The organism is Sphingopyxis sp. (assembly GCF_050916055.1).
GTDB lineage: Bacteria > Pseudomonadota > Alphaproteobacteria > Sphingomonadales > Sphingomonadaceae > Sphingopyxis.
The window spans coordinates 1-18089 of record NZ_CP051527.1 but is presented as its reverse complement, the minus strand read 5'-3'; the positions used below and the strand labels follow the sequence as shown (position 1 = coordinate 18089).

Here is an 18089-nt window from a genome sequence, read left to right as displayed (position 1 = left end):
GATTCAGGCGCCCTCAGCCAGCAGCGGGTCGAGCGCCGCCTTGAACTCGGCGGCCGAATAGACGCCCTTCTTGGCGTGGCGGACCACGCCCTTGCGGTCGATGACATAGGTCGAGGGGACGCTGTTGTCGATCGCGCCATAGCCGCCGCTGATCTTGTTCGCCAACGGGTAAGACAGCAGGTCGGCAACCTTCTGAAGCTGGTATTTGGGCACGCTGTCCTCGGTCGTCACCCCGAACATTTCGAGCCCGCGCGCCTGGTTTGCTTTGAAATAGCGGTGCATCATCGGCATTTCGGCCTTGCACGGCGCGCACCAGGTCGCCCAATAGTTGATGACGACGACCTTGCCCTTTAGCTCGGCGAGCGACACCTTGCGCTTGTCGAAGGTGGTGAGGATGAAGGCCGGCGCCGCGGCGCCCGGCACCGGATGTTTGGCTGGCGCGGCGCCCAGCAACACAGCGGCGCCGAGGATGGCGAGCAACGGGGCGAACAACGGGCGGAGGGATATGGTGGCGGTCATTGGGCGAATAGACGCAAAAACATGCCCCTAGGCAAGCGGCAAAACGGTGCGCGCACTGCGCTGCGCTGGTTGCTCGCGCTGGCCTATGGCTATGCCGGCTGGCTGCACGTGGTGCGCCCGGCGCCCTTCCTGGCGATCACCCCGCCGTGGGTGCCCGAACCGGCGCTGGTCGTCGCGGCGACCGGCATCGCCGAGATCGCGGGCGCGATCGGGCTGATGATCCCGGCGACGCGCAAGGCGGCGGGCTGGGGGCTCGCCGCCTATGCGCTGTGCGTCTGGCCGGCGAACATGCACCACGCGTTCGCCAATGTCGCGATCGATGGCGAGACGCTGAGCTGGTGGTATCACGGCCCGCGGCTGGTGCTGCAACCGCTGATCATCTGGTGGGCGCTGTGGGCTGGCGGGGTCACCAACTGGCCGTTCAGGGAAAGAGGGAAATAGCGTCGCCCCCGCGCAGGCGGGGGCCGCTAGAAGCCTTTTCCTGCGGCGCTGCGTAAACCGACGGCGGCCCCCGCCTGCGCGGGGGCGACGCCTGTCATCACTTCACCACCGGCGTCTCGCCCGGCGCCTGCCCCTTCTGGCTCGCCGCATAGGTCTCGACCGCCTTCAGCACGCGCAGCATGTTGCCGCTGGCAATCTTTTCCAGCTCGGCCTGCACATAACCGCGCTTCGCCAGTTCGACGAACAGCGCCGGATAACCCGCGACATCCTCCATCCCGACCGGCGCCGAATCCATCCCGTCATAATCGCCGCCGAGTCCGATATGATCGACGCCGATCGTCCGTTTCAGATGATCGACATGGTCGGCGACCTTCGCGACGCTGGCGCTCGGCACCCGATTGGCGGCGTCCCAGCTTTTAAGTGCTGCCGCTTCGGCCGCCGGATCGCCGGGGTAGAGCGCTTTCAGCCGCGCCGCCTCGGCGGTGCGCGCGAGGCCTTGGGCGCGGACCTCGGCGTCGAGGAAGGCGGGGAGCAGCACGATCATCACGATGCCGCCGTTCGCCTTTACCGCGGGCAACACGCTGTCGGGGACGTTGCGCGGATGGTCGTTGATTGCGCGCACCCCCGAATGGCTGAACATCACCGGCGCCCGCGCGGTTTCGAGGGCATCGGCCATCGTCGCTTCGCTGACGTGGCTCAAATCGACGATCATCCCGATGCGGTTCATTTCGCGCACCACCTGGCGGCCGAAATCGGTGAGGCCGCCGTGTGCCGGGGCGTCGGTCGAGGCGTCGGCCCAGCTGAGATTCTTCGAATGGGTCAGCGTCATGTACCGCGCGCCGAGGTCGTACATCTGGCGTAGCACCGCGAGGCTCGAGCCGATCGAATGGCCGCCCTCCATGCCGAGCATGCCCGCGATCTTGCCCGCCTTCATCGCCTTTTCGAGTTCGGCGGCGGTCGCAGCGAGCATCAGATCGTCGGGGTAGCGGGCGACGAGGCGCTTCATCACGTCGATCTGTTCGAGCGTCTGCTGCACCGCGAGCGGCTCGTTCGGGTTGCTCGGCACATAGACCGACCAGAATTGCGCCCCGACGCGGCCCTTGCGCAGCCGCTGGAGGTCGGTGTGCATCGCGATCGCCGGCGGCGTCGCGTCGGGTTTCGCGGTGTCGGTGGTGTCCTCGAAATCGAAATCGTTGATCATATTGCCTTCGCGCCCGCGCAGCGCCCACGGCACGTCGTTATGCCCGTCGAACACCGGGGCGCGCTTCAGCGCGGCCTCGGCGACCGCCTCGGGCGACGGCTGCGCGGCGGCGGGGGTGGACAAGAGGGCGAGAGCGGCGAGGCCGCCGAGCAGGTGCGATTTGGTCATGGCGCGCGACCTTAAGTGGTTGAGCGGATGGCGCAAGCCCGGTCCGAACCGCGCGACTGCCAAGTCGCGCCATAAATGGCTCACACAAAGGCACGAAGGCACAAAGAGGGTGCATCGGCACCGCCCTTTGTGCCTTCGTGCCTTTGTGTGAGATCATTCTTGCAGCCCGCTGAGGCAAACCTGTCTTGACGTTTACGTAAGCCCCGCCCAGCATCGGACGATGACAGCTTTCGACGACTGGCGCGCGCGGTCGCCCTATTATGACGAGACGCATGAGGCGCTGGCGCAGAGCGTCCGCCGTTTCGTGGCCCGCGAGATCGCGCCGCATATCGACCGCTGGGAGGCCGAGGGCGAGCTGCCGCGCGACCTGCACAAAAAGGCTGCCGAGGCCGGCATCCTGGGGCTGCGCTATCCCGAGCAATATGGCGGGCACAGCGAAGGCTTCGACAATTTCCACAGCTTGGTCGTCACCGAGGAGCTCGCCGCAGTCGGCGCCGGCGGGCTCGGCGCGTCGTTGATGACGCACGGCATCGGCCTGCCCCCGATCCTCGCATTGGGCTCCGACGAGCTGAAACAGCGCGTCGCGCCGCCGGTGCTTGGCGGCGACAAGATCATCGCGCTCGGCATCACCGAAGCGGGCGGCGGCAGCGACGTTGCCAACCTCAAGACCACCGCGGTGAAGGACGGCGACAGCTATATCGTCAACGGCGGCAAGATGTTCATCACGTCGGGGATGCGCGCCGACTGGCTGACCTGCGCGGTGCGCACCGGCGGGCCGGGCGCGGCGGGCATATCGCTGCTGCTGATCGACATGGACAGCCCCGGCGTCGAGCGCACCAGGCTCGACAAGATGGGCTGGCGGTGCAGCGACACCGCCGCGATCCATTTCGAGGGCGTCCGCGTCCCCGCGGCCAATCTGATCGGCCCCGAGAATGGCGGCTTCATCGGCATCATGCGCAATTTCAACAGCGAGCGGCTGGGCATGGCGATGGGCTGCTGCGCCTACGCCCGCGTCGCGATGGCCGAGGCCGCCGAATGGGCGCAAAACCGCGAGACCTTCGGCAAACCCCTCGTCGGCCACCAGTCGATCCGCATCAAGCTCGCCGACATGGAGCGCCAGATCGAAGCGACGCAGGCGTGGGTCGACCTCGCCGCGTGGCAGGTCAAGAACGACAAGGCCCGCCCCGCCGACTTCGCGATGCTGAAGGTGCAGGCAACCCGGATGCTCGAGGCCGTCGCGCGCGAGGCGGCGCAGGTGCTCGGCGGCGCGAGCTACATCACCGGCAGCAAGGTCGAGCGCATCTACCGCGAGGTGCGCGTGAACGCGATCGGCGGCGGCAGCGAGGAAATCATGCTCGACCTGGCGGGGCGGCAGTTGTTCGGGGGGCGATAGCTAGGCGTTCCGGCCCCGCGTGGAAGTCATCTTTGCGGTGGTTTGCTGACTATCCGGTCTTCAGGGTGGCAAAGAATAGCTGCCATTGCCGCGTACGGGTTCAAAGCTTTCGTTAGGACACCGGAAGGCCACCCTTCACGTGTACCTTGGCAGCTAGCTTGCAGCGAGCAGCGCCTTTAACCGCCCGCGCATCGCCTCGCGTCGCGCGGTGAAAAACGCTTCGAAGTCCATCATCTCATCGGGCACGGTGCCTAGCAAGTGACGGTCGCGGTAGTCAGCTTGGCTCGCGGAGTCAGGCTTGGTCTTCGCCAGCCACGCCGCAGGTAGCGCGGCGAGCTTCTCTTGGTTTGCTGTACCTTCGAGTAACTGAAGGTTGGGCAGCGCGTCGACATGCTCGATCATCCATGCCGCTGCCTCATCGCCGGCTCCGATCTTCGCCAACTTCTTTGCGGTGAAGCGCGAGCGTGGGAAGACATGATCGACGTGCATTTCGTGCGCGAGGTCGACGAAAGGAAAGAGCAGCGAGAGCAGCGGGACCATTCGCCGGTCGCCGTAGGTAAGGTGCAGCAAATCGTCGATCTCGGCATCCTCGAACCGTAGCGATTTGCCACGCCGCTCCATCTCGCGCTCAAGCTCGGCCGCCGGGAAGCCGTTCGTGCCGTGCGTGCGAATGAGCTCGCGTAGCGCTGTCAGTAGCACGTCGAGCCCGCTGCCCCAAATGCCCGACGACTTGAGCAGCGAACGCACCAGCCAGCCCCGCACCGCTTCGCGATCGGCAGCGTAAGACGAGTGCGTCAAATAGGCATCGGGCAACGAGCGCCGGTGGAGGTAATAGGCAATGGGCAGCAATGCACTGTCGGCGCGCAGGGTCTGCCCGGATAGGCCGAAACGGTCCACGAGCGCGACGGTCTGGCGCAGCGCTGCTTCGATTTTGGGCCATCCGATTTCGAGCTTGGACATATTGTCGGCGGTGAAATTTTCGACCTTGAAGCCGACGCTGGCGATATCGGTTAGCATAAGCCCAGCCTTCAGCACGAAGTCCTGGCTGAACGCGAAGCGTCGGCCCGTTGCGTTCAGGCTGCCAACGAGCTCGTGGATCGTCGCGCGAGCGTCAAGCTGCTTCCACTGCGCCACCGCGATCGACAGCAGCAGGTCCGAATAGGATAGCACCGTTCCGCCCGAATTAAGTCGGATAAAGATGTTGAGGACGCGCTCGATATCCTGCGACCGCTCGGCATAGGCGTTGATCAGCTGGTCGCTGTGGTAGACGCTATAAAGGCGCGCGATCGCGTTGAACGCGAGTTTGCGCTGTTCCTTGTTGAGGTCGAAGCCTTCGACGATCTCGTGCAAACCAGTGTTGTCTTCCACGCTCACGATCTTGTGGACGGGATACCACACGGCGTCGGTCGCAACCTCGCGCTGAGCCTTGGTCATGAACCGGAACCGATATACGGCACCGTCCTCATCGGGATCGCGCGCGGCGATCAGGTCGAGGCATAGCCTGCGCTTCGGAAACGAGGCGTCATTCGCCCACCAACCGCCGCGCGTTCTGGCGGCCATCGACCCGCGAAATCCGATGTTAAGTGCGGTGAGCCGCTGCTGACCATCAAGCACTGCTGTCACTGGATGACCTGGCTGCGCGCCGAGCGGGGCACAGTGCGCCGCGTCGCGTTCGTGATACTCGCGCATGAAATCGTAGAATTGAAACGAGACCGCAGTTTGCGGCTCCACCTGCCAGAAAAGGAACGTCCCGAAAGGGTATTTTTGCATCAGGCTGTCAAAAAGCCTCTCGATCTGTTGGGGCTTCCACACGAACTCGCGCTGAATGGCTGGTAAGACATAGTCGTGCTTGTGTATCGCATCGAGCGCGTCCTTGATGGTCCCTCCACTGGTATACATCTCGTCATCGCCCCCTTGCGCTTAATTGCCGAACCCTGACATAAACATATGATCGCTTTCGCGCCAATAGGAGGCTAAATGCAACGGCCGAGAACGATCCATTGCCGCTCAGTTCACGTCATACTGTAGACGTCGTATTTCAGTTGATGCCGACCGTTAAACGACGATCCTCAGGGTGACGATACCATGGGTAGTTGGACGTCCGCGCAACCGATGGTTAAGGGGCGGCAACGGTCCGTCATGGACTGCTTAACTCCGCTCTTCACGATCCCTGTATAAAACCCTTTCCTACATTATTCCGTTGTGGTTCAAGCTTGCGGATGAGCAGCACCCTCCCATCCCTGCACGCGATTCCGGTTCCACGGCAACCACACGCGGCGCGGCGACACGGAACCGTCATAGGGCTGAACTTTGCTGAACTTTGGGATGGCGATGCCCGATGCGGCAGCCCGCTCCTTCCCGTTAAAGCGACAAAGGAGACATTTTCGGTTAGCGCGTCCGTCGCTTTTGTCGCTTTAAGCCCCCTGCCCCCTCGTCATGCGCCGGACCGCTTGGGCGCACCTCGACATCTCGCCGCACCACCGCCAGTATGTTCGTTACGGGAGCGCTGACGCGAAAGGCCGCAATATGAATATCGAAACCGCCAGTTGGCCCACCGCCGCCGAAACCCTCCTCCCCGACCTCGTCGACCTGCGCCGCGCGATCCACCGCGAGCCTGAGCTTGGCCTTCAAAACCCCAAGACGCTCGCGAAGATCAAGAATGCGCTCGCCGGACTGCCGCTCGAATTTCGCGAAGGCCCTTCGACCACCGGGCTGGTGGCCATCCTGCGCGGGCCGGCAAACGGGCGCACCGTGCTGCTGCGCGGCGATATGGATGCGTTACCGCTGGTCGAGGATACCGGGCTGGATTTCACGTCCGAGATCAGCGGCGCAATGCATGCGTGCGGGCATGACACGCATGTCGCGATGCTGGTCGGGGCGGCGAGATTGCTGTGCGCGGCGCGCGACCGGCTGCCCGGCACCGTGATGTTCATGTTCCAGCCGGGCGAGGAGGGGCATCATGGCGCGCGCTATATGCTCGACGACGGGATCATCGATCCGCTGCCCGACGCCGCCTTTGCGCTCCACATCATGCCTAACGCGCCGCACGGGATTTTCGCCGGGCGCGCGGGGCCGCTGCTCGCCTCGTCCGACGTGCTGTCGATCACCGTCAAGGGCGCGGGCGGCCATGCATCGATGCCGCAGGATGCGGTCGATCCGATTCCGGTCGCCTGTGCGATCGTCACCGCGATCCAGACGATGGTGACGCGGCGCATCTCGGTGTTCGACCCCGCGGTCGTCACGATCGCGAAGATCGCGGCGGGGACGACGAACAACATCATCCCGGAGACCGCCGAAATGCTCGGCACGATCCGCACGCTTTCGCCCGAGCGCCGCGCGATGGTGGCGCGCGAGTTGAAGCGCCTCGCCCCCGCGATCGCCGAGGCGCATGGCTGCACGGCGGAGGTGCAGATCGAGGAGGGTTTTCCGGTGACCGTCTGCGACAGCCGCGCCGCGGCATTCGGCCAGCGCGTCGTCGAGGATGTGTTCGGCGAGGCGGCCTGGCTGACGATGGACCATCCGGTGATGGGCGCCGAGGATTTCGCCTATGTGCTGGAGAAAGTCCCCGGCGCGATGTTCTGGCTGGGCGCCAGCGAGCAAGGCAGCGACTGGCGGCAATGCTGCGGGCTGCATTCGAACCATATGGTGCTCGACGAGACGGTGATGGCGCGCGGCGCGGCGCTGCACGCGGCGCTGGCGGAGCGGTTTTTGCATGAGGGGTTTGGCACATGATCAACATTATCGGCGCGATCATCTCGGGCCTGATCATCGGGGCGCTGGCGCGTTTCTTTTATCCGGGCGCGGTCGAGATGGGGTGGGTCGCGACGATCCTGCTCGGCATCGGCGGATCGTTGCTGGCGGGGCTGGCGACATCGCGCGGCCGCGGCGACTTCCACCGCGCGGGATGTCTGGCGTCGGTGATCGGCGCGGTGGTGCTGATTTTGGTTGGGCGGTTGTTGGGCGTGGGGGGATAAAGAAAGAAATCTCACACAAAGACACAAAGAGGTGCGTCGATGACTGCGAGCGTCGAGGATTTGGCCAGGCTTGTCGTCGACTGCGGGTTCCAGCTGCATCAGAATTTGGGACCGGGCCTCCTAGAATCGGCCTATGAAGCCATTTTGGCGGATCAACTGGCAAGACGCGGAATTATCGTCGAACGCCAGAAGCCTATTCCGATCAAATATGATGGCATCGAGCTTTCCGAAGGCTTCCGCGCGGATCTGTTGCTGGAAGGCAAATTGCTCGTCGAATTGAAATCGGTTGAGCGGCTTTCGCCGCTCCATAGCAAGCAGGTACTGACCTATCTGCGCCTCCTCGATCTGCCACTTGGCGTGCTGATGAATTTTGGCGGAGCCACGCTCAAAGAGGGAGTACGCCGCATCGCCAATGGCGATTTGAGTCGATAAGCACGCGCCATCTTTGTGTCTTTGTGTGAGAATATTGTCCTAAAGCGCCCTCACGGCACCAGCACCGTATCGACCGCTTCCGCCAGCATGTCCGGGTAGTCGAGCGTGTAGTGGAGGCCGCGGCTTTCCTTGCGGTGGAGAGCGCTGCGGACGATCAGGTCGGCGGTTTCGATCAGGTTGCGCAGCTCTATGAGGTCGGTGGTGACGCGGAACTGCGAATAATATTCGTGCACCTCGCGGCGGAGCAGCGCGACGCGGTGGCGGGCGCGTTCGAGGCGCTTGGTGGTGCGCACGATGCCGACATAGTTCCACATGAAGCGGCGGATTTCGGTCCAGGTCTGCTTGATCACCACCTCTTCGTCCGAATCGGTGACGCGGCTTTCGTCCCATGGGCGGATCGCCGGAGGCGCCGCGAGCGTGTCCCAGCGCGCGATGATGTCCTTTGCCGCCGCCTCGCCGAACACGAAGCATTCGAGCAGGCTGTTCGAGGCGAGACGATTGGCGCCGTGCAGCCCGCTTTCGGTGCATTCGCCCGCCGCATACAGCCCCGGCAGGTCGGTGCGCCCGGCAAGGTCGATCAGCACCCCGCCGCAGGTATAATGCTGCGCCGGCACCACCGGGATCGGCTGCTTCGTCATATCGATGCCGAGCGTCAGCAGCTTTTCATAGATGTTCGGGAAATGCCCGGCGACGAAATCGGGGTCCTTGTCGCTGATGTCGAGATGGACGTAATCGAGCCCGAAGCGCTTGATCTGGTCGTCGTTGGCGCGGGCGACGATGTCGCGCGGCGCGAGTTCGGCGCGCGCGTCGTAATCGGGCATGTAGCGATGCCCGGTTTCGGGATGCTTCAAAATGCCCCCCTCGCCGCGCACCGCCTCGGTGATCAGGAAATTCTTGACCTCGAGGTTGAACAGGCAGGTCGGGTGGAACTGCATCATTTCCATGTTCGAGACGCGGCAGCCGGCGCGCCACGCCATCGCGATGCCGTCGCCGGTCGCGCCGCGCGGGGCAGTCGAAAACTGGTACACGCGCCCCGCCCCGCCGCTCGCCAGGATCGTCGCGCGGCCGACATGCGCGTGAACCTTGCCGGTCGCCTCGTCGAGCGCATAGACGCCCCACACACGCCCCGACCCCGAATAGCGTTCCTCGTGGCGGCCGGTGATCAGGTCGATGCACGCCTGCCCCGGCAGCAGGGTGATGTTCGGATGCGCCTCGGCGGTCTTGAGCAATGCCGCCTGCACCGCCCAGCCGGTCGCGTCGTCGACATGGACGATGCGGCGGTGCGAATGGCCGCCCTCGCGCGTCAGGTGCAGCGCCTCGGCGTCCTTGTTGAACGGGACGCCCATGTCGACCAGCCGTTCGATCGAGACGGGCGCATTCTCGACGACGAACTCGACCGTTTCGCGCCGGTTGAGCCCCGCGCCGGCGACCATCGTGTCCTCGATATGATTTTCGAAGGTGTCGCCCGCGTCGAGCACCGCGGCGATGCCGCCCTGCGCCCACGCGGTCGAGCCGCCGGTGAGCGTCCCCTTTGCGAGCACGAGCACGCGGCAATGGTCGGCGAGCGCGATCGCGGCGGTAAGCCCCGCGGCGCCCGAGCCGATGATGATGACGTCGTGCGGCGCGGAATCGGTCGACAAGGCGTTATCCTTCAAGCCTTTGGTGCCGCACCTATACGCGAAAGCGGCGGCGGTTCAATTCGGCGGCGGCTCAGCCGCGGCCGCGGCGCAGGATGACATAGACGGCGCCCGCACCGCCATGGCTGATGTGCGCCGGGCGCAGGGCGACAATCCGGTCGGCGTGGCGCGACAGGGCGAGCCAGTCGGGCAGCGACGCGCGGATTGCGCCGCGCGGGCGCGGGTCGCCGTGCATCAGCGGCAGGCGGTCGGCGCCCGGCCGCAGCCGCCCGGCGACGACGAGCAGCACGCGCGCGTCGCGCAGCAGCGCCCGGCCGATCGCGTCGTCGAGCAAAGCCTCCGCCGACGCCAGCGTGTGGCCGTGCAGGTCGATGCTCATGTCGGGGCGAACGAGCCCCTTGCGCAGCCGACGGTCCCAATGGCCGTCGAGCGTCGCCGCCTGGTGGGTGCGCCGCGGCGGCGGCAGCTTCGTGGTGGCGCGCGGCGGCGGCGCTGGGGCCGCGGGCGCCGCGATGCTCCGCGGCGAGGCTTGGGGCGGCCGCACCGTCGGCGGCGCAGCAAGTTCGGTCGGGGCGCGGGACTTGGTCAGCGGATCGACGGTCGCCGCGACCTTTTTCCACAGCGCGCTTTCGTGCGGGTCGAGCCGCCGCGCCATGCCGGCCTCAGCGCGCCGGGATCAGCCGCGCGACGCTGGCGCGCGGCAGCAGCAACAGCGCGACCCCGCGCGCCGACATGCCGCCGGCGATCGCGCGCGCCTCGTCGCCCGCACCCCAGAAGCTGTCGAAGCGGTTGGCGCCCTTGATCGCGCCGCCGGTGTCCTGCGCGATCCACAGCCCGTTCGGTTCGGCACGGTCGAGCGAGAGGAAGACCGGGGCGCCGAGCGGCACATATTTGGGATCGGCGGCGACGCTGGCGCGGCCGGTGACCGGCACCCCGAGCGCGCCGAGCGGCCCGGCGCCGGTCAGCTCGCGGAAAAAGACCCAGCTGGGGTTTTCGTTCATCACCGCGGCGCCGCGCGCCGGATCGGCGCGCAGATAGGCGAGGATGCCCTGCATCGACGCCTGCCCCGATTGAAGTTCGCCGCGATCGAGCAGCAGCTTGCCGATGCCGACATAGTTGCGGCCGTTCTGGCTGTCGTAGCCGATCCGCATCACCCCGCCATCGGGCAGACGCAGGCGCCCCGAACCCTGGACCTGGAGGAAGAAGAATTCGGCGGCATCGGCGGCCCAGGCGATTTCGAGCCCACGCCCCTCGAGCGCGCCGCGTTCGATCGCGGTGCGGTCATGATAGGGGACGAAGCTGGTGCCATCGACGCGGCCGCGGATATTGCGGCCCTTGAGCTCGGTCGAAAACAGGCCGAGATCGACGTTGACGAGGTCGGGGGGGCGGCGATAGATCGGCACGTCGTAACCCGGCCTTTTCGTGCGCGAGCCGGCGATTTCGGGTTCGTAATAGCCGGTGACGAAGGCGGTGCCCGGCCCGACCTGGACGGCGGCGAAATGGCGCGCGAAGAAATTGCTCGCGTCGTTGTCGGCCCAGCCATTGGCGGCGGAGCAGCTTGCGGCCCAGTCGGCGTTCTGGGTCAGCCCGCTGGTATCGGCGCGGCGCTGCACCGAGGGACAGCTGAGCCGGAACGCGGCGAGCGCGGTGCGCGCCTGATCGGCCGATACGCCGAGCGTCGCAAAATCGGGACCGGCGACGACGCCGCTGGCCGCGGCGGTGGTGGCGCCGGCGGGCACCGGGCGCGCGGCGAGCGCCGCATTGGGGGTCGCCGCGATCGGCCTGGCGGCGACACCGCCGCCGCTTTCGGACGGACGCGGCTGGTACGGCCGCACCGGACCGTTCGGCGCGGGGGTGGGGGCCGCCGTGACGGGCGGCGACGTTGCGGGGCGCGGCGCGCCGCCATCGGGAATGACCGATGCGCAGCCCGAGAGCAGTGGCAAGGCGGCGAGACAGGCGAAGCCGAAAGCCCGCGCGCGGCGCGCCGGCGCCCCCATCACCGCGATCATGGCGTCAGGCTGCTTCGGCTTCGTCGAGCAACCAGTTGGGATCGCCGCTGCCGATTGCACGGCGGAAGGTCCACCGATCGTCGGTCTGCGCCGCGTCGCTCATCGAGCCGGCGATCATCCGCCCCTCGGCGTCGCGCGTGACCGCGCTGATGTCGGCGCGATAATGGACGGTGATGCGCGCCTCGCCGCGGCTGGTCTCGACCGCGGTGATCTTCGCCGAATCGATGCCCATCAGGCGATTTTCAAGTGTCTCGCCGCGTGCCTCGCGCGCCTCAATGGCGTCGACGAAGGCCTGGTAGCTGTCGTCGTCGCACAGGTCGCGCAGCGTGTCGCGGTCGCCCTTCCAATACGCCTCGAGGATCATCCGGTAGGCGGCCTCGGCCCCTTCCATGAAGCGGCCGGCGTCGAAGTTGCGGTCGCTGGCGAGCAGGCTGCGCAGGCCGGCTTCGGCGGCGGGTTCATACACCAAGCCCGAGGTGTCGGGAATGGCGGCCTGCGGCGCATGCGGCGCGTCGCTGTCCTCGAGCCGGACCGGCGCCGGGGCGCCGCGCTCGTCGCGGCGCGGCAGCACGGGTTCCTGTTCGTGACCGGTGCGCTTGCCGAGCACCGAATAGAGCCGCATGCCGAGGAAGGCGGCAATCATGGCGAGCAGGACGATCGAAAAAGCAGTCACGGGCAAATGTCCAATGCGGCGAGGGAAAAACGTCTCGGGCTATACATAGGCGATGCGCAGCCATGTTTCAAATCACCATGACCGCCGTCGCGGCCAAGGTCAACGTCGGCGCGGCCATCCGAGCGCGTGGACGCGGCCATTGTGCTGGCAGCCCGCCGCTGCTAAGCGCCGCCGCAACCCTCATCCGGCGGCTCCTGGGGCCGATGGAGGGGATACCCGGACACTTTTTCGAACGAAAGCATTTTCATCATGGCTGACGAGACCAGCGCCGACCTGAACAACCCCGCCCTGCAGCCGAACGGCGAAGATACCAGCCCGGCGATCGGGCTGATCTCGCAATATGTGAAAGACATGTCGTTCGAGAATCCGAGCGCGCCCGCGGTGTATCAGTGGCAGTCGGCGCCGCAGGTCGACGTCCAGTTCAACATCGCCGCCGACGGCGTCGGCGACAATCTGTACGAAGTCATGCTGAAGATCGACGTGACGTCGAAAGCCGACGAAGGCACCGCCTTCATCATCGAGCTGAAATATGCCGGGCTGTTCGGGGTGCGCAACGTCCCCGACGATCAGTTGCAGCCCTTCTTCCTCGCCGAAGCGCCGCGCATCCTGTTCCCCTTTGCGCGCCGCGTCGTGGCCGATGCGGTCCGCGACGGTGGTTTCCCGCCGCTGCTGCTCGAACCGATCGATTTCCACGGCCTGTTCCAGCAGCAGGTGCAGGCACAGGGCGGCGCGATGGGCGACATCGCGGCGCCGGTCGGCGAAGCCTGACGCCGCAAACGCCCCCGCTCGCCCGATGAGCAGCCTGATCCGGAATGTCGGGACGATCGGGGGGCTGACGCTCGTCAGCCGGATCTTCGGCTTCGCGCGCGACATGCTGCTCAGCCGCATCCTCGGTGCGGGGGGCGTCGCCGACGCATGGCAGCTGGCGTTCCAGCTGCCCAACATCTTTCGCCGCCTGTTCGCCGAGGGCGCCTTTGCCGCCGCCTTCGTCCCGCTGTTTAACCAGCGCATGACGAAGGACGGCGACCACAGCGAAGCGCGCGCCTTTGCCGACGCGGTGCTCGCGGTGCTGATCCCGATCCTGATCGTCTTTTCGGGCCTGTTGCTGATCCTGATGCCGTGGGTGATGGCGCTGTTCGCCAGCGACGCGCTGCAGGCCGACGACGCGACGTTCGACCTTGCGGTGCTGATGGCGCGCGTCGCCTTTCCCTATCTGGCGTTGATGAGCGTCGCGACCCTGTTTGCCGCGATCCTCAACAGCCTGTCGCGCTTTGCCGCCGCCGCCGCGGCGCCGGTGCTGCTCAACATCTGCCTGATCGCGGCGCTGCTGATCGGTCTCGCGACCGGCGACGGCGGCGAGGCCGCGAAAGCGGCGACCGGCCGCTATCTGGCAGTCGCGGTGTCGCTGTCGGGGCTGTTTCAGCTGATCTGGCTCTTCTATTGGGTGCGCCGGTCGGGGTTTGCGCCGACGCTTCGCCGTCCGCGCCTGACCGCCGGGGTGCGCGAGATGGGGGTGCTGATCCTGCCCGCGGTGTTTGGGGCCGGGGTCTATCAGATCAGCCGCTTCGTCGACCTGTTCTTCATCGCGATGCTGCCCGACAAGAGCATCACCTATCTGGCGATGGCCGACCGGCTGAACCAGTTGCCGCTGGGCATCATCGGCATCGCGCTGGGCACCGCGATCCTGCCCGCGCTGTCGCGCTTCATCGCCGCCGACGAGCGCGACGGCGCCTTTCGCCTGCAAAGCAACGCGGTCGAGCTGGCGATGCTGCTGACCGTGCCCGCCGCCGTCGCGCTGTTCGTCGCGGGTCCAGCGATCACCAGCGCTTTCTATGTCGGGGGTCAATATACGCGCGCCGACGGTCTCGCGACCGGCGCGGTCGTCGGCGGGCTGGTCGTCGGCCTGCCCGCCTATGTGCTGGTCAAGGTGCTGGTGCCCAATTTCTTCGCGCGCAAGGACACCCGCACCCCCGTCTACACCGCGGCCATTTCGCTGCTGATCAACATCGCGCTCAACCTGTTGCTCATCCCGCGGCTCGGCATCGTCGGGCTGGCGCTCGCCGGATCGACGGCGGCGTGGTGCAATGTCGCGATGCTCTATACGATCCTCCACCGCCACGGCCAGTTTCACCTGACCCGTCAGGTCGTGTGGCGGATCGCGCGGATCGTGCTGGCTGCGGCAGTGATGGCGGCGGTGCTCTGGTTTGCGGTGCCGCTGGCCGGCGACGCTTTTACCGGCAATGTCGGCGAGCGGATCGCCGCCTTGGCCGCGATCGTCGCCGCCGGCGCGGTCACATTCTTCGGTTGCGCCATCCTCTTCGGCGTGGTCAATCGCGACACCGTCGGCCAGCTGCGCCGGCGCCAACTCTAACGGGAAGACAGTCATGCGGATCGTTTCGGGCATCCAGCCCACCGGACATTTGCACCTTGGCAATTATCTGGGCGCGATCCGCAACTGGGTGCGGATGCAGGACGATGCGGCGGCGGCGGGCGGCGAATGCCTGTTCTTCCTCGCCGACCTGCACGCGATATCGATGCCGCACGTTCCCGCCGACCTGACCGCGAGCACGCGCGCGATGACCGCTGCGCTCGTCGCCTGCGGCATCGACCCCGACCGCTCGACGCTGTTCAACCAGGCGCGCGTCCCCGCCCATGCCGAGCTGCAATGGCTGCTCAACGGCACCGCGCGCATGGGCTGGCTGAACCGGATGACGCAGTGGAAGGACAAGGCGGGCAAGAACCGCGAGAGCGCGTCGGCGGCGCTGTTCACCTATCCGGTGCTGCAGGCGGCCGACGTGCTGCTGTATCAGGCGACGCACGTTCCGGTCGGCGAGGATCAGAAACAGCATCTCGAGCTGGCGCGCGACATCGCGCAGAAGTTCAACAATGATTTCGCCGCCCCGGACGCGCAGGTGTTTACCCTGCCCGATCCGATCATCCCGCCGGGCGGGGCGCGGATCATGAGCCTGCGCGACGGCGCGGCGAAAATGTCGAAGTCCGATCCGTCGGACATGAGCCGGATCAACCTGACCGACGACGCCGACACGATGATGCAAAAGGTCCGCAAGGCGCGCACCGATGCCGAACCGCTGCCGTCGGAGGCGGCCGGACTGGCCGAGCGCGCCGAGGCGAAAAACCTTGTCGGCATCTACGCCACGCTCGCCGATGCGTCGGTCGATGCGGTGCTCGCCGACTTCGCGGGCCAGGGCTTTGGCGCGTTCAAGCCGGCGCTCGGCGAACTGCTGGTGGCGAAGCTGGGTCCGATCAACGCGCGCTTTGTCGCGCTGAAGGACGACCATGGCGCGCTCGACGCGATCCTCGCCAAAGGCGCCGAAAAGGCGCGCACCCTTGCAAAGCCGACGCTCGACGCCACATATGATGCACTCGGCCTATGTCGCTGAAAATGCGGCATCGAATGCGACGGTGACGGAACAAAGCCGCGACGAACCGAGTTCAACCAAGGTTAAGCCGCATCGGCGTAGTCTTGGGATAAAGCACGAAGATTGTGCGCTACCCGAATCACGGAGCATGGCGATGAACAAGATGAACCTTCGGCGGCTGGGCCTTGCCGCCATGACCGGGACGGCGCTGGCGCTGGCCGGTTGCGCGACCCCCTTCCGCGCCGACGTCGCCCGTTTCCAGACCCAGCTCCCGGCGCCGCAGGGCCAGAGCTTTACCGTCGAATCGGCCGACCCCGGCCTCGCCGGCGGCATCGAATTCGGCCAATATGCCAGCCTGGTCGCGGGTGAACTGACGCGCTACGGCTACCGCCCCGCGGCGCCCGGCGAAAAGTCGGATCTGGTCGTGCGGATGGATTATGGCGTCGACAAGGGCCGCGAACGCGTGGTGTCGAGCCCCGGCTTCGGCGACCCGTGGTACGGCGGCTATTACGGCCGCGGTTTCTATCGCCCGGTGATCATCCGCGGCCGCGGCGGCCGTCGTTATGTCTATGGCTATCGCGACCCGTTCATGTGGGGCGGCTTCGGTGGCGGCTATAACGACGTCAGCAGCTATACCGTCTATACCAGCGGCCTGCAGTTGCAGATCGACCGTGCTGCCGACGGCTCGCGCCTGTTCGAAGGCCGCGCCGAGGCGCAGTCGCGCGACAACGACCTGCAGCAGCTCGTCCCCAACCTGATCGAGGCGATGTTCACCGGCTTCCCCGGCAATTCGGGCGAAAACGTCCGCATCACTGTGGCGCCGCCCGAAAAGGGCTAAGCCCGCCGGCAATACCGAAAAAGGCCCGCCCTCCGCACGGACAGCGGGCCTTTTTTTTGCGTCAATCAGCCGTTGAGGCTGCGCCGGATTGCGGCGATTTCGGAGTCGAGTTCGCTGTCGGCGACGCGCAGTGCCTCAACCGTGCGCACCGCATGGATCACCGTCGAATGGTCGCGTCCGCCGAAGCGGCGCCCGATTTCGGGGTAGGAGCGCGGGGTCAGTTCCTTGGCGAGATACATCGCGACCTGGCGCGGCCGGGCGATCGCGCGGACGCGGCGTTTCGAGACCATGTCCGATTTGTCGAGGCGGTAGTGGGCGCACACCGCGCGCTGGATTTCTTCGATCGTGATCCGCGGCCGCGCGCTGCGCACATTTTCCGCGAGCCGGTCTTCGGCCAGCGCGAGATCGACGCGCGCGCCGGTGAGCGCGGCATAGGCGAGCAATTTGTTGAGCGCACCCTCGAGTTCGCGGATGTTGCGGGTGAAATGCTTGACCAGATAGGCGACGACGTCGTCGGGCACCTCGACCATCGGCATCGCGGCGAGCCGCTGGCGGATGATGCGTTCGCGCAGATCGTCTTCGGGCGCCTCGATATCGGCGACGAGCCCGCCCGACAGGCGCGACAGCAGCCGCGTTTCGACCCCGTCGAGCATCGCCGGCGGACGGTCGGCGGTGACGACGAGGCGCTTGCCCGCACACATCAGATCGTCGATCGTATGGAGCAGCTCTTCCTGCGTCGAATTCTTGCCGATCACGAACTGCAGGTCGTCGAGGAGCAGCAGATCGGCGGCTCGCAGCCGCGCCTTGAACGCCATCATGTCGCCGCTGCGCATCGCGCCGACGAATTCGAGCATGAACTTTTCCGCCGACATCAGGATGATCGTCGCCGCCGGGTGCACCGCGGCATAGGCCTGCGCGATTGCGTGGAGCAGGTGCGTCTTGCCCTGCCCGGTGCCCGAGCAGAGATAGAGCGGATTGAACTGCGGCACTTCGGCCATCGCCATGCGGCGCGCGGCATTGGCCGCGAGGATGTTGCTGCGCGCGACCGCGAAGCGATCGAAGCTGAGCCGCGTGTCGAACGGCAGCGGCCCGCCGTTGACCGCCGGCGCCGGCGGATCGAAGGCGGGAAGCGGGGTGGCGGCGAGCGCCGCGCCGCGTTCGCTCGCCGCCGCGCCGCCGCGCACGATCACCGAGCGGACGTCGGCGAGATGGTGCCGCCACGCGAGCTCGATCCGCTCGCCAAAGCGCTCGTTGATCCAGTTGGCCGAAAAGCGGCTTTGCGTTTCGAGCGTCACGACGCCCGACAGGGTGCAATAGTCGGCGAAGTGGACGGGGCGCAGCCAATGGTCGAAGGTGCGCGCACCGAGATCGCGGCGCAGCCCTTCAGCGACGCGCGGCCAGAGCGCCGCGGCGTCGCCGCTCAT

The 18089-nt window shown here is 66.5% G+C and carries 18 protein-coding genes; 10 read left to right on the top strand and 8 right to left on the bottom strand.

Annotation, left to right across the window (positions count from 1 at the left end; all coding sequences use genetic code 11):
* Positions 1-3 precede the first annotated feature (3 nt).
* Positions 4-519 carry a TlpA family protein disulfide reductase gene (locus HEQ22_RS00090; protein ID WP_432769177.1) on the bottom strand — a complete coding sequence of 172 codons (516 nt, stop codon included), beginning with the start codon at positions 517-519 and terminating at the stop codon, positions 4-6.
* A 21-nt stretch (positions 520-540) separates the two neighbouring features.
* Between HEQ22_RS00090 and HEQ22_RS00085 the strand changes: the two genes are divergently transcribed.
* Positions 541-960 (top strand): DoxX family protein, encoded by a 420-nt coding sequence (locus tag HEQ22_RS00085; RefSeq protein WP_432769176.1) that lies wholly within the window; start codon positions 541-543, stop codon positions 958-960.
* A 97-nt stretch (positions 961-1057) separates the two neighbouring features.
* Here HEQ22_RS00085 and HEQ22_RS00080 read toward each other — a convergent pair whose 3' ends face one another.
* Positions 1058-2329, bottom strand: coding sequence for a dipeptidase (locus HEQ22_RS00080; RefSeq protein WP_432769175.1), 1272 nt, complete (start codon positions 2327-2329; stop codon positions 1058-1060).
* Positions 2330-2549: 220 nt separating this feature from the next.
* Between HEQ22_RS00080 and HEQ22_RS00075 the strand changes: the two genes are divergently transcribed.
* Positions 2550-3722 (top strand): acyl-CoA dehydrogenase family protein, encoded by a 1173-nt coding sequence (locus HEQ22_RS00075; protein WP_432769174.1) that lies wholly within the window; start codon positions 2550-2552, stop codon positions 3720-3722.
* Positions 3723-3875: 153 nt separating this feature from the next.
* Here HEQ22_RS00075 and HEQ22_RS00070 read toward each other — a convergent pair whose 3' ends face one another.
* Entirely contained in the window at positions 3876-5621 is a 1746-nt protein-coding gene (locus HEQ22_RS00070; protein WP_432769173.1) for a DUF262 domain-containing protein, read from the bottom strand.
* A gap of 627 nt (positions 5622-6248) precedes the next feature.
* On the opposite strand from HEQ22_RS00070, the gene HEQ22_RS00065 reads away from it, so the two are divergent.
* Genes HEQ22_RS00065 through HEQ22_RS00055 form a run of 3 tightly spaced genes read left to right on the top strand, consistent with a single transcriptional unit; the run spans position 6249 to position 8128 of the window.
* Complete coding sequence (locus HEQ22_RS00065) at positions 6249-7454, top strand: M20 metallopeptidase family protein (RefSeq protein WP_432769172.1); 1206 nt, start codon at positions 6249-6251, stop codon at positions 7452-7454.
* A complete protein-coding gene (locus tag HEQ22_RS00060) occupies positions 7451-7696 on the top strand; it encodes a GlsB/YeaQ/YmgE family stress response membrane protein (protein WP_432769171.1) in 246 nt (81 codons plus the stop codon). The genes HEQ22_RS00065 and HEQ22_RS00060 overlap by 4 nt, the downstream gene beginning before the upstream one ends.
* A 39-nt stretch (positions 7697-7735) precedes the next feature.
* Positions 7736-8128 (top strand): GxxExxY protein, encoded by a 393-nt coding sequence (locus tag HEQ22_RS00055; RefSeq protein ID WP_432769170.1) that lies wholly within the window; start codon positions 7736-7738, stop codon positions 8126-8128.
* Between the two features lie 50 nt (positions 8129-8178).
* On the opposite strand, the gene nadB is transcribed toward HEQ22_RS00055, so the two are convergent.
* The 4 genes from nadB to HEQ22_RS00035 form a co-directional block, all read right to left on the bottom strand.
* Entirely contained in the window at positions 8179-9768 is a 1590-nt protein-coding gene (gene nadB / locus HEQ22_RS00050; RefSeq protein ID WP_432769169.1) for an L-aspartate oxidase, read from the bottom strand.
* A gap of 70 nt (positions 9769-9838) precedes the next feature.
* Positions 9839-10420, bottom strand: a complete 582-nt coding sequence (locus tag HEQ22_RS00045; protein ID WP_432769168.1) for a Smr/MutS family protein — start codon at positions 10418-10420, stop codon at positions 9839-9841.
* A gap of 7 nt (positions 10421-10427) precedes the next feature.
* Complete coding sequence (gene mltA / locus HEQ22_RS00040; RefSeq protein ID WP_432769167.1) at positions 10428-11774, bottom strand: murein transglycosylase A; 1347 nt, start codon at positions 11772-11774, stop codon at positions 10428-10430.
* Positions 11775-11778: 4 nt separating this feature from the next.
* Positions 11779-12447 (bottom strand): Tim44/TimA family putative adaptor protein, encoded by a 669-nt coding sequence (locus HEQ22_RS00035; protein ID WP_432769166.1) that lies wholly within the window; start codon positions 12445-12447, stop codon positions 11779-11781.
* A gap of 62 nt (positions 12448-12509) precedes the next feature.
* Between HEQ22_RS00035 and HEQ22_RS00030 the strand changes: the two genes are divergently transcribed.
* From HEQ22_RS00030 to HEQ22_RS00010, 5 genes are all read left to right on the top strand, one after another.
* Positions 12510-12704 carry a hypothetical protein gene (locus HEQ22_RS00030; RefSeq protein WP_432769165.1) on the top strand — a complete coding sequence of 65 codons (195 nt, stop codon included), beginning with the start codon at positions 12510-12512 and terminating at the stop codon, positions 12702-12704.
* Positions 12697-13215 (top strand): protein-export chaperone SecB, encoded by a 519-nt coding sequence (gene secB / locus HEQ22_RS00025; RefSeq protein ID WP_432769164.1) that lies wholly within the window; start codon positions 12697-12699, stop codon positions 13213-13215. Before HEQ22_RS00030 ends, secB begins: the two co-directional genes overlap by 8 nt.
* A gap of 25 nt (positions 13216-13240) precedes the next feature.
* Complete coding sequence (murJ, locus tag HEQ22_RS00020) at positions 13241-14818, top strand: murein biosynthesis integral membrane protein MurJ (RefSeq protein WP_432769163.1); 1578 nt, start codon at positions 13241-13243, stop codon at positions 14816-14818.
* 13 nt (positions 14819-14831) lie between these two features.
* On the top strand, positions 14832-15848 hold the full coding sequence (gene trpS / locus HEQ22_RS00015) for a tryptophan--tRNA ligase (protein WP_432769162.1): 1017 nt from the start codon (positions 14832-14834) through the stop codon (positions 15846-15848).
* A gap of 133 nt (positions 15849-15981) precedes the next feature.
* Positions 15982-16665 carry a DUF4136 domain-containing protein gene (locus tag HEQ22_RS00010; protein WP_432769161.1) on the top strand — a complete coding sequence of 228 codons (684 nt, stop codon included), beginning with the start codon at positions 15982-15984 and terminating at the stop codon, positions 16663-16665.
* Positions 16666-16730: 65 nt separating this feature from the next.
* On the opposite strand, the gene dnaA is transcribed toward HEQ22_RS00010, so the two are convergent.
* Entirely contained in the window at positions 16731-18089 is a 1359-nt protein-coding gene (gene dnaA, locus HEQ22_RS00005; protein ID WP_432769160.1) for a chromosomal replication initiator protein DnaA, read from the bottom strand.

Coding starts and splice junctions, on each gene's coding strand:
- mltA (WP_432769167.1), bottom strand. CDS start 11,774: ATGATCGCGGTGATGGGGGCGCCGGCGCGCCGCGCGCGGGCTTTCGGC.
- HEQ22_RS00045 (WP_432769168.1), bottom strand. CDS start 10,420: ATGGCGCGGCGGCTCGACCCGCACGAAAGCGCGCTGTGGAAAAAGGTC.
- secB (WP_432769164.1), top strand. CDS start 12,697: ATGGCTGACGAGACCAGCGCCGACCTGAACAACCCCGCCCTGCAGCCG.
- HEQ22_RS00010 (WP_432769161.1), top strand. CDS start 15,982: ATGAACAAGATGAACCTTCGGCGGCTGGGCCTTGCCGCCATGACCGGG.
- HEQ22_RS00055 (WP_432769170.1), top strand. CDS start 7,736: ATGACTGCGAGCGTCGAGGATTTGGCCAGGCTTGTCGTCGACTGCGGG.
- dnaA (WP_432769160.1), bottom strand. CDS start 18,089: ATGAGCGGCGACGCCGCGGCGCTCTGGCCGCGCGTCGCTGAAGGGCTG.
- HEQ22_RS00070 (WP_432769173.1), bottom strand. CDS start 5,621: ATGTATACCAGTGGAGGGACCATCAAGGACGCGCTCGATGCGATACAC.
- HEQ22_RS00030 (WP_432769165.1), top strand. CDS start 12,510: ATGTTTCAAATCACCATGACCGCCGTCGCGGCCAAGGTCAACGTCGGC.
- HEQ22_RS00085 (WP_432769176.1), top strand. CDS start 541: ATGCCCCTAGGCAAGCGGCAAAACGGTGCGCGCACTGCGCTGCGCTGG.
- HEQ22_RS00080 (WP_432769175.1), bottom strand. CDS start 2,329: ATGACCAAATCGCACCTGCTCGGCGGCCTCGCCGCTCTCGCCCTCTTG.
- HEQ22_RS00075 (WP_432769174.1), top strand. CDS start 2,550: ATGACAGCTTTCGACGACTGGCGCGCGCGGTCGCCCTATTATGACGAG.
- trpS (WP_432769162.1), top strand. CDS start 14,832: ATGCGGATCGTTTCGGGCATCCAGCCCACCGGACATTTGCACCTTGGC.
- HEQ22_RS00090 (WP_432769177.1), bottom strand. CDS start 519: ATGACCGCCACCATATCCCTCCGCCCGTTGTTCGCCCCGTTGCTCGCC.
- murJ (WP_432769163.1), top strand. CDS start 13,241: ATGAGCAGCCTGATCCGGAATGTCGGGACGATCGGGGGGCTGACGCTC.
- HEQ22_RS00065 (WP_432769172.1), top strand. CDS start 6,249: ATGAATATCGAAACCGCCAGTTGGCCCACCGCCGCCGAAACCCTCCTC.
- HEQ22_RS00060 (WP_432769171.1), top strand. CDS start 7,451: ATGATCAACATTATCGGCGCGATCATCTCGGGCCTGATCATCGGGGCG.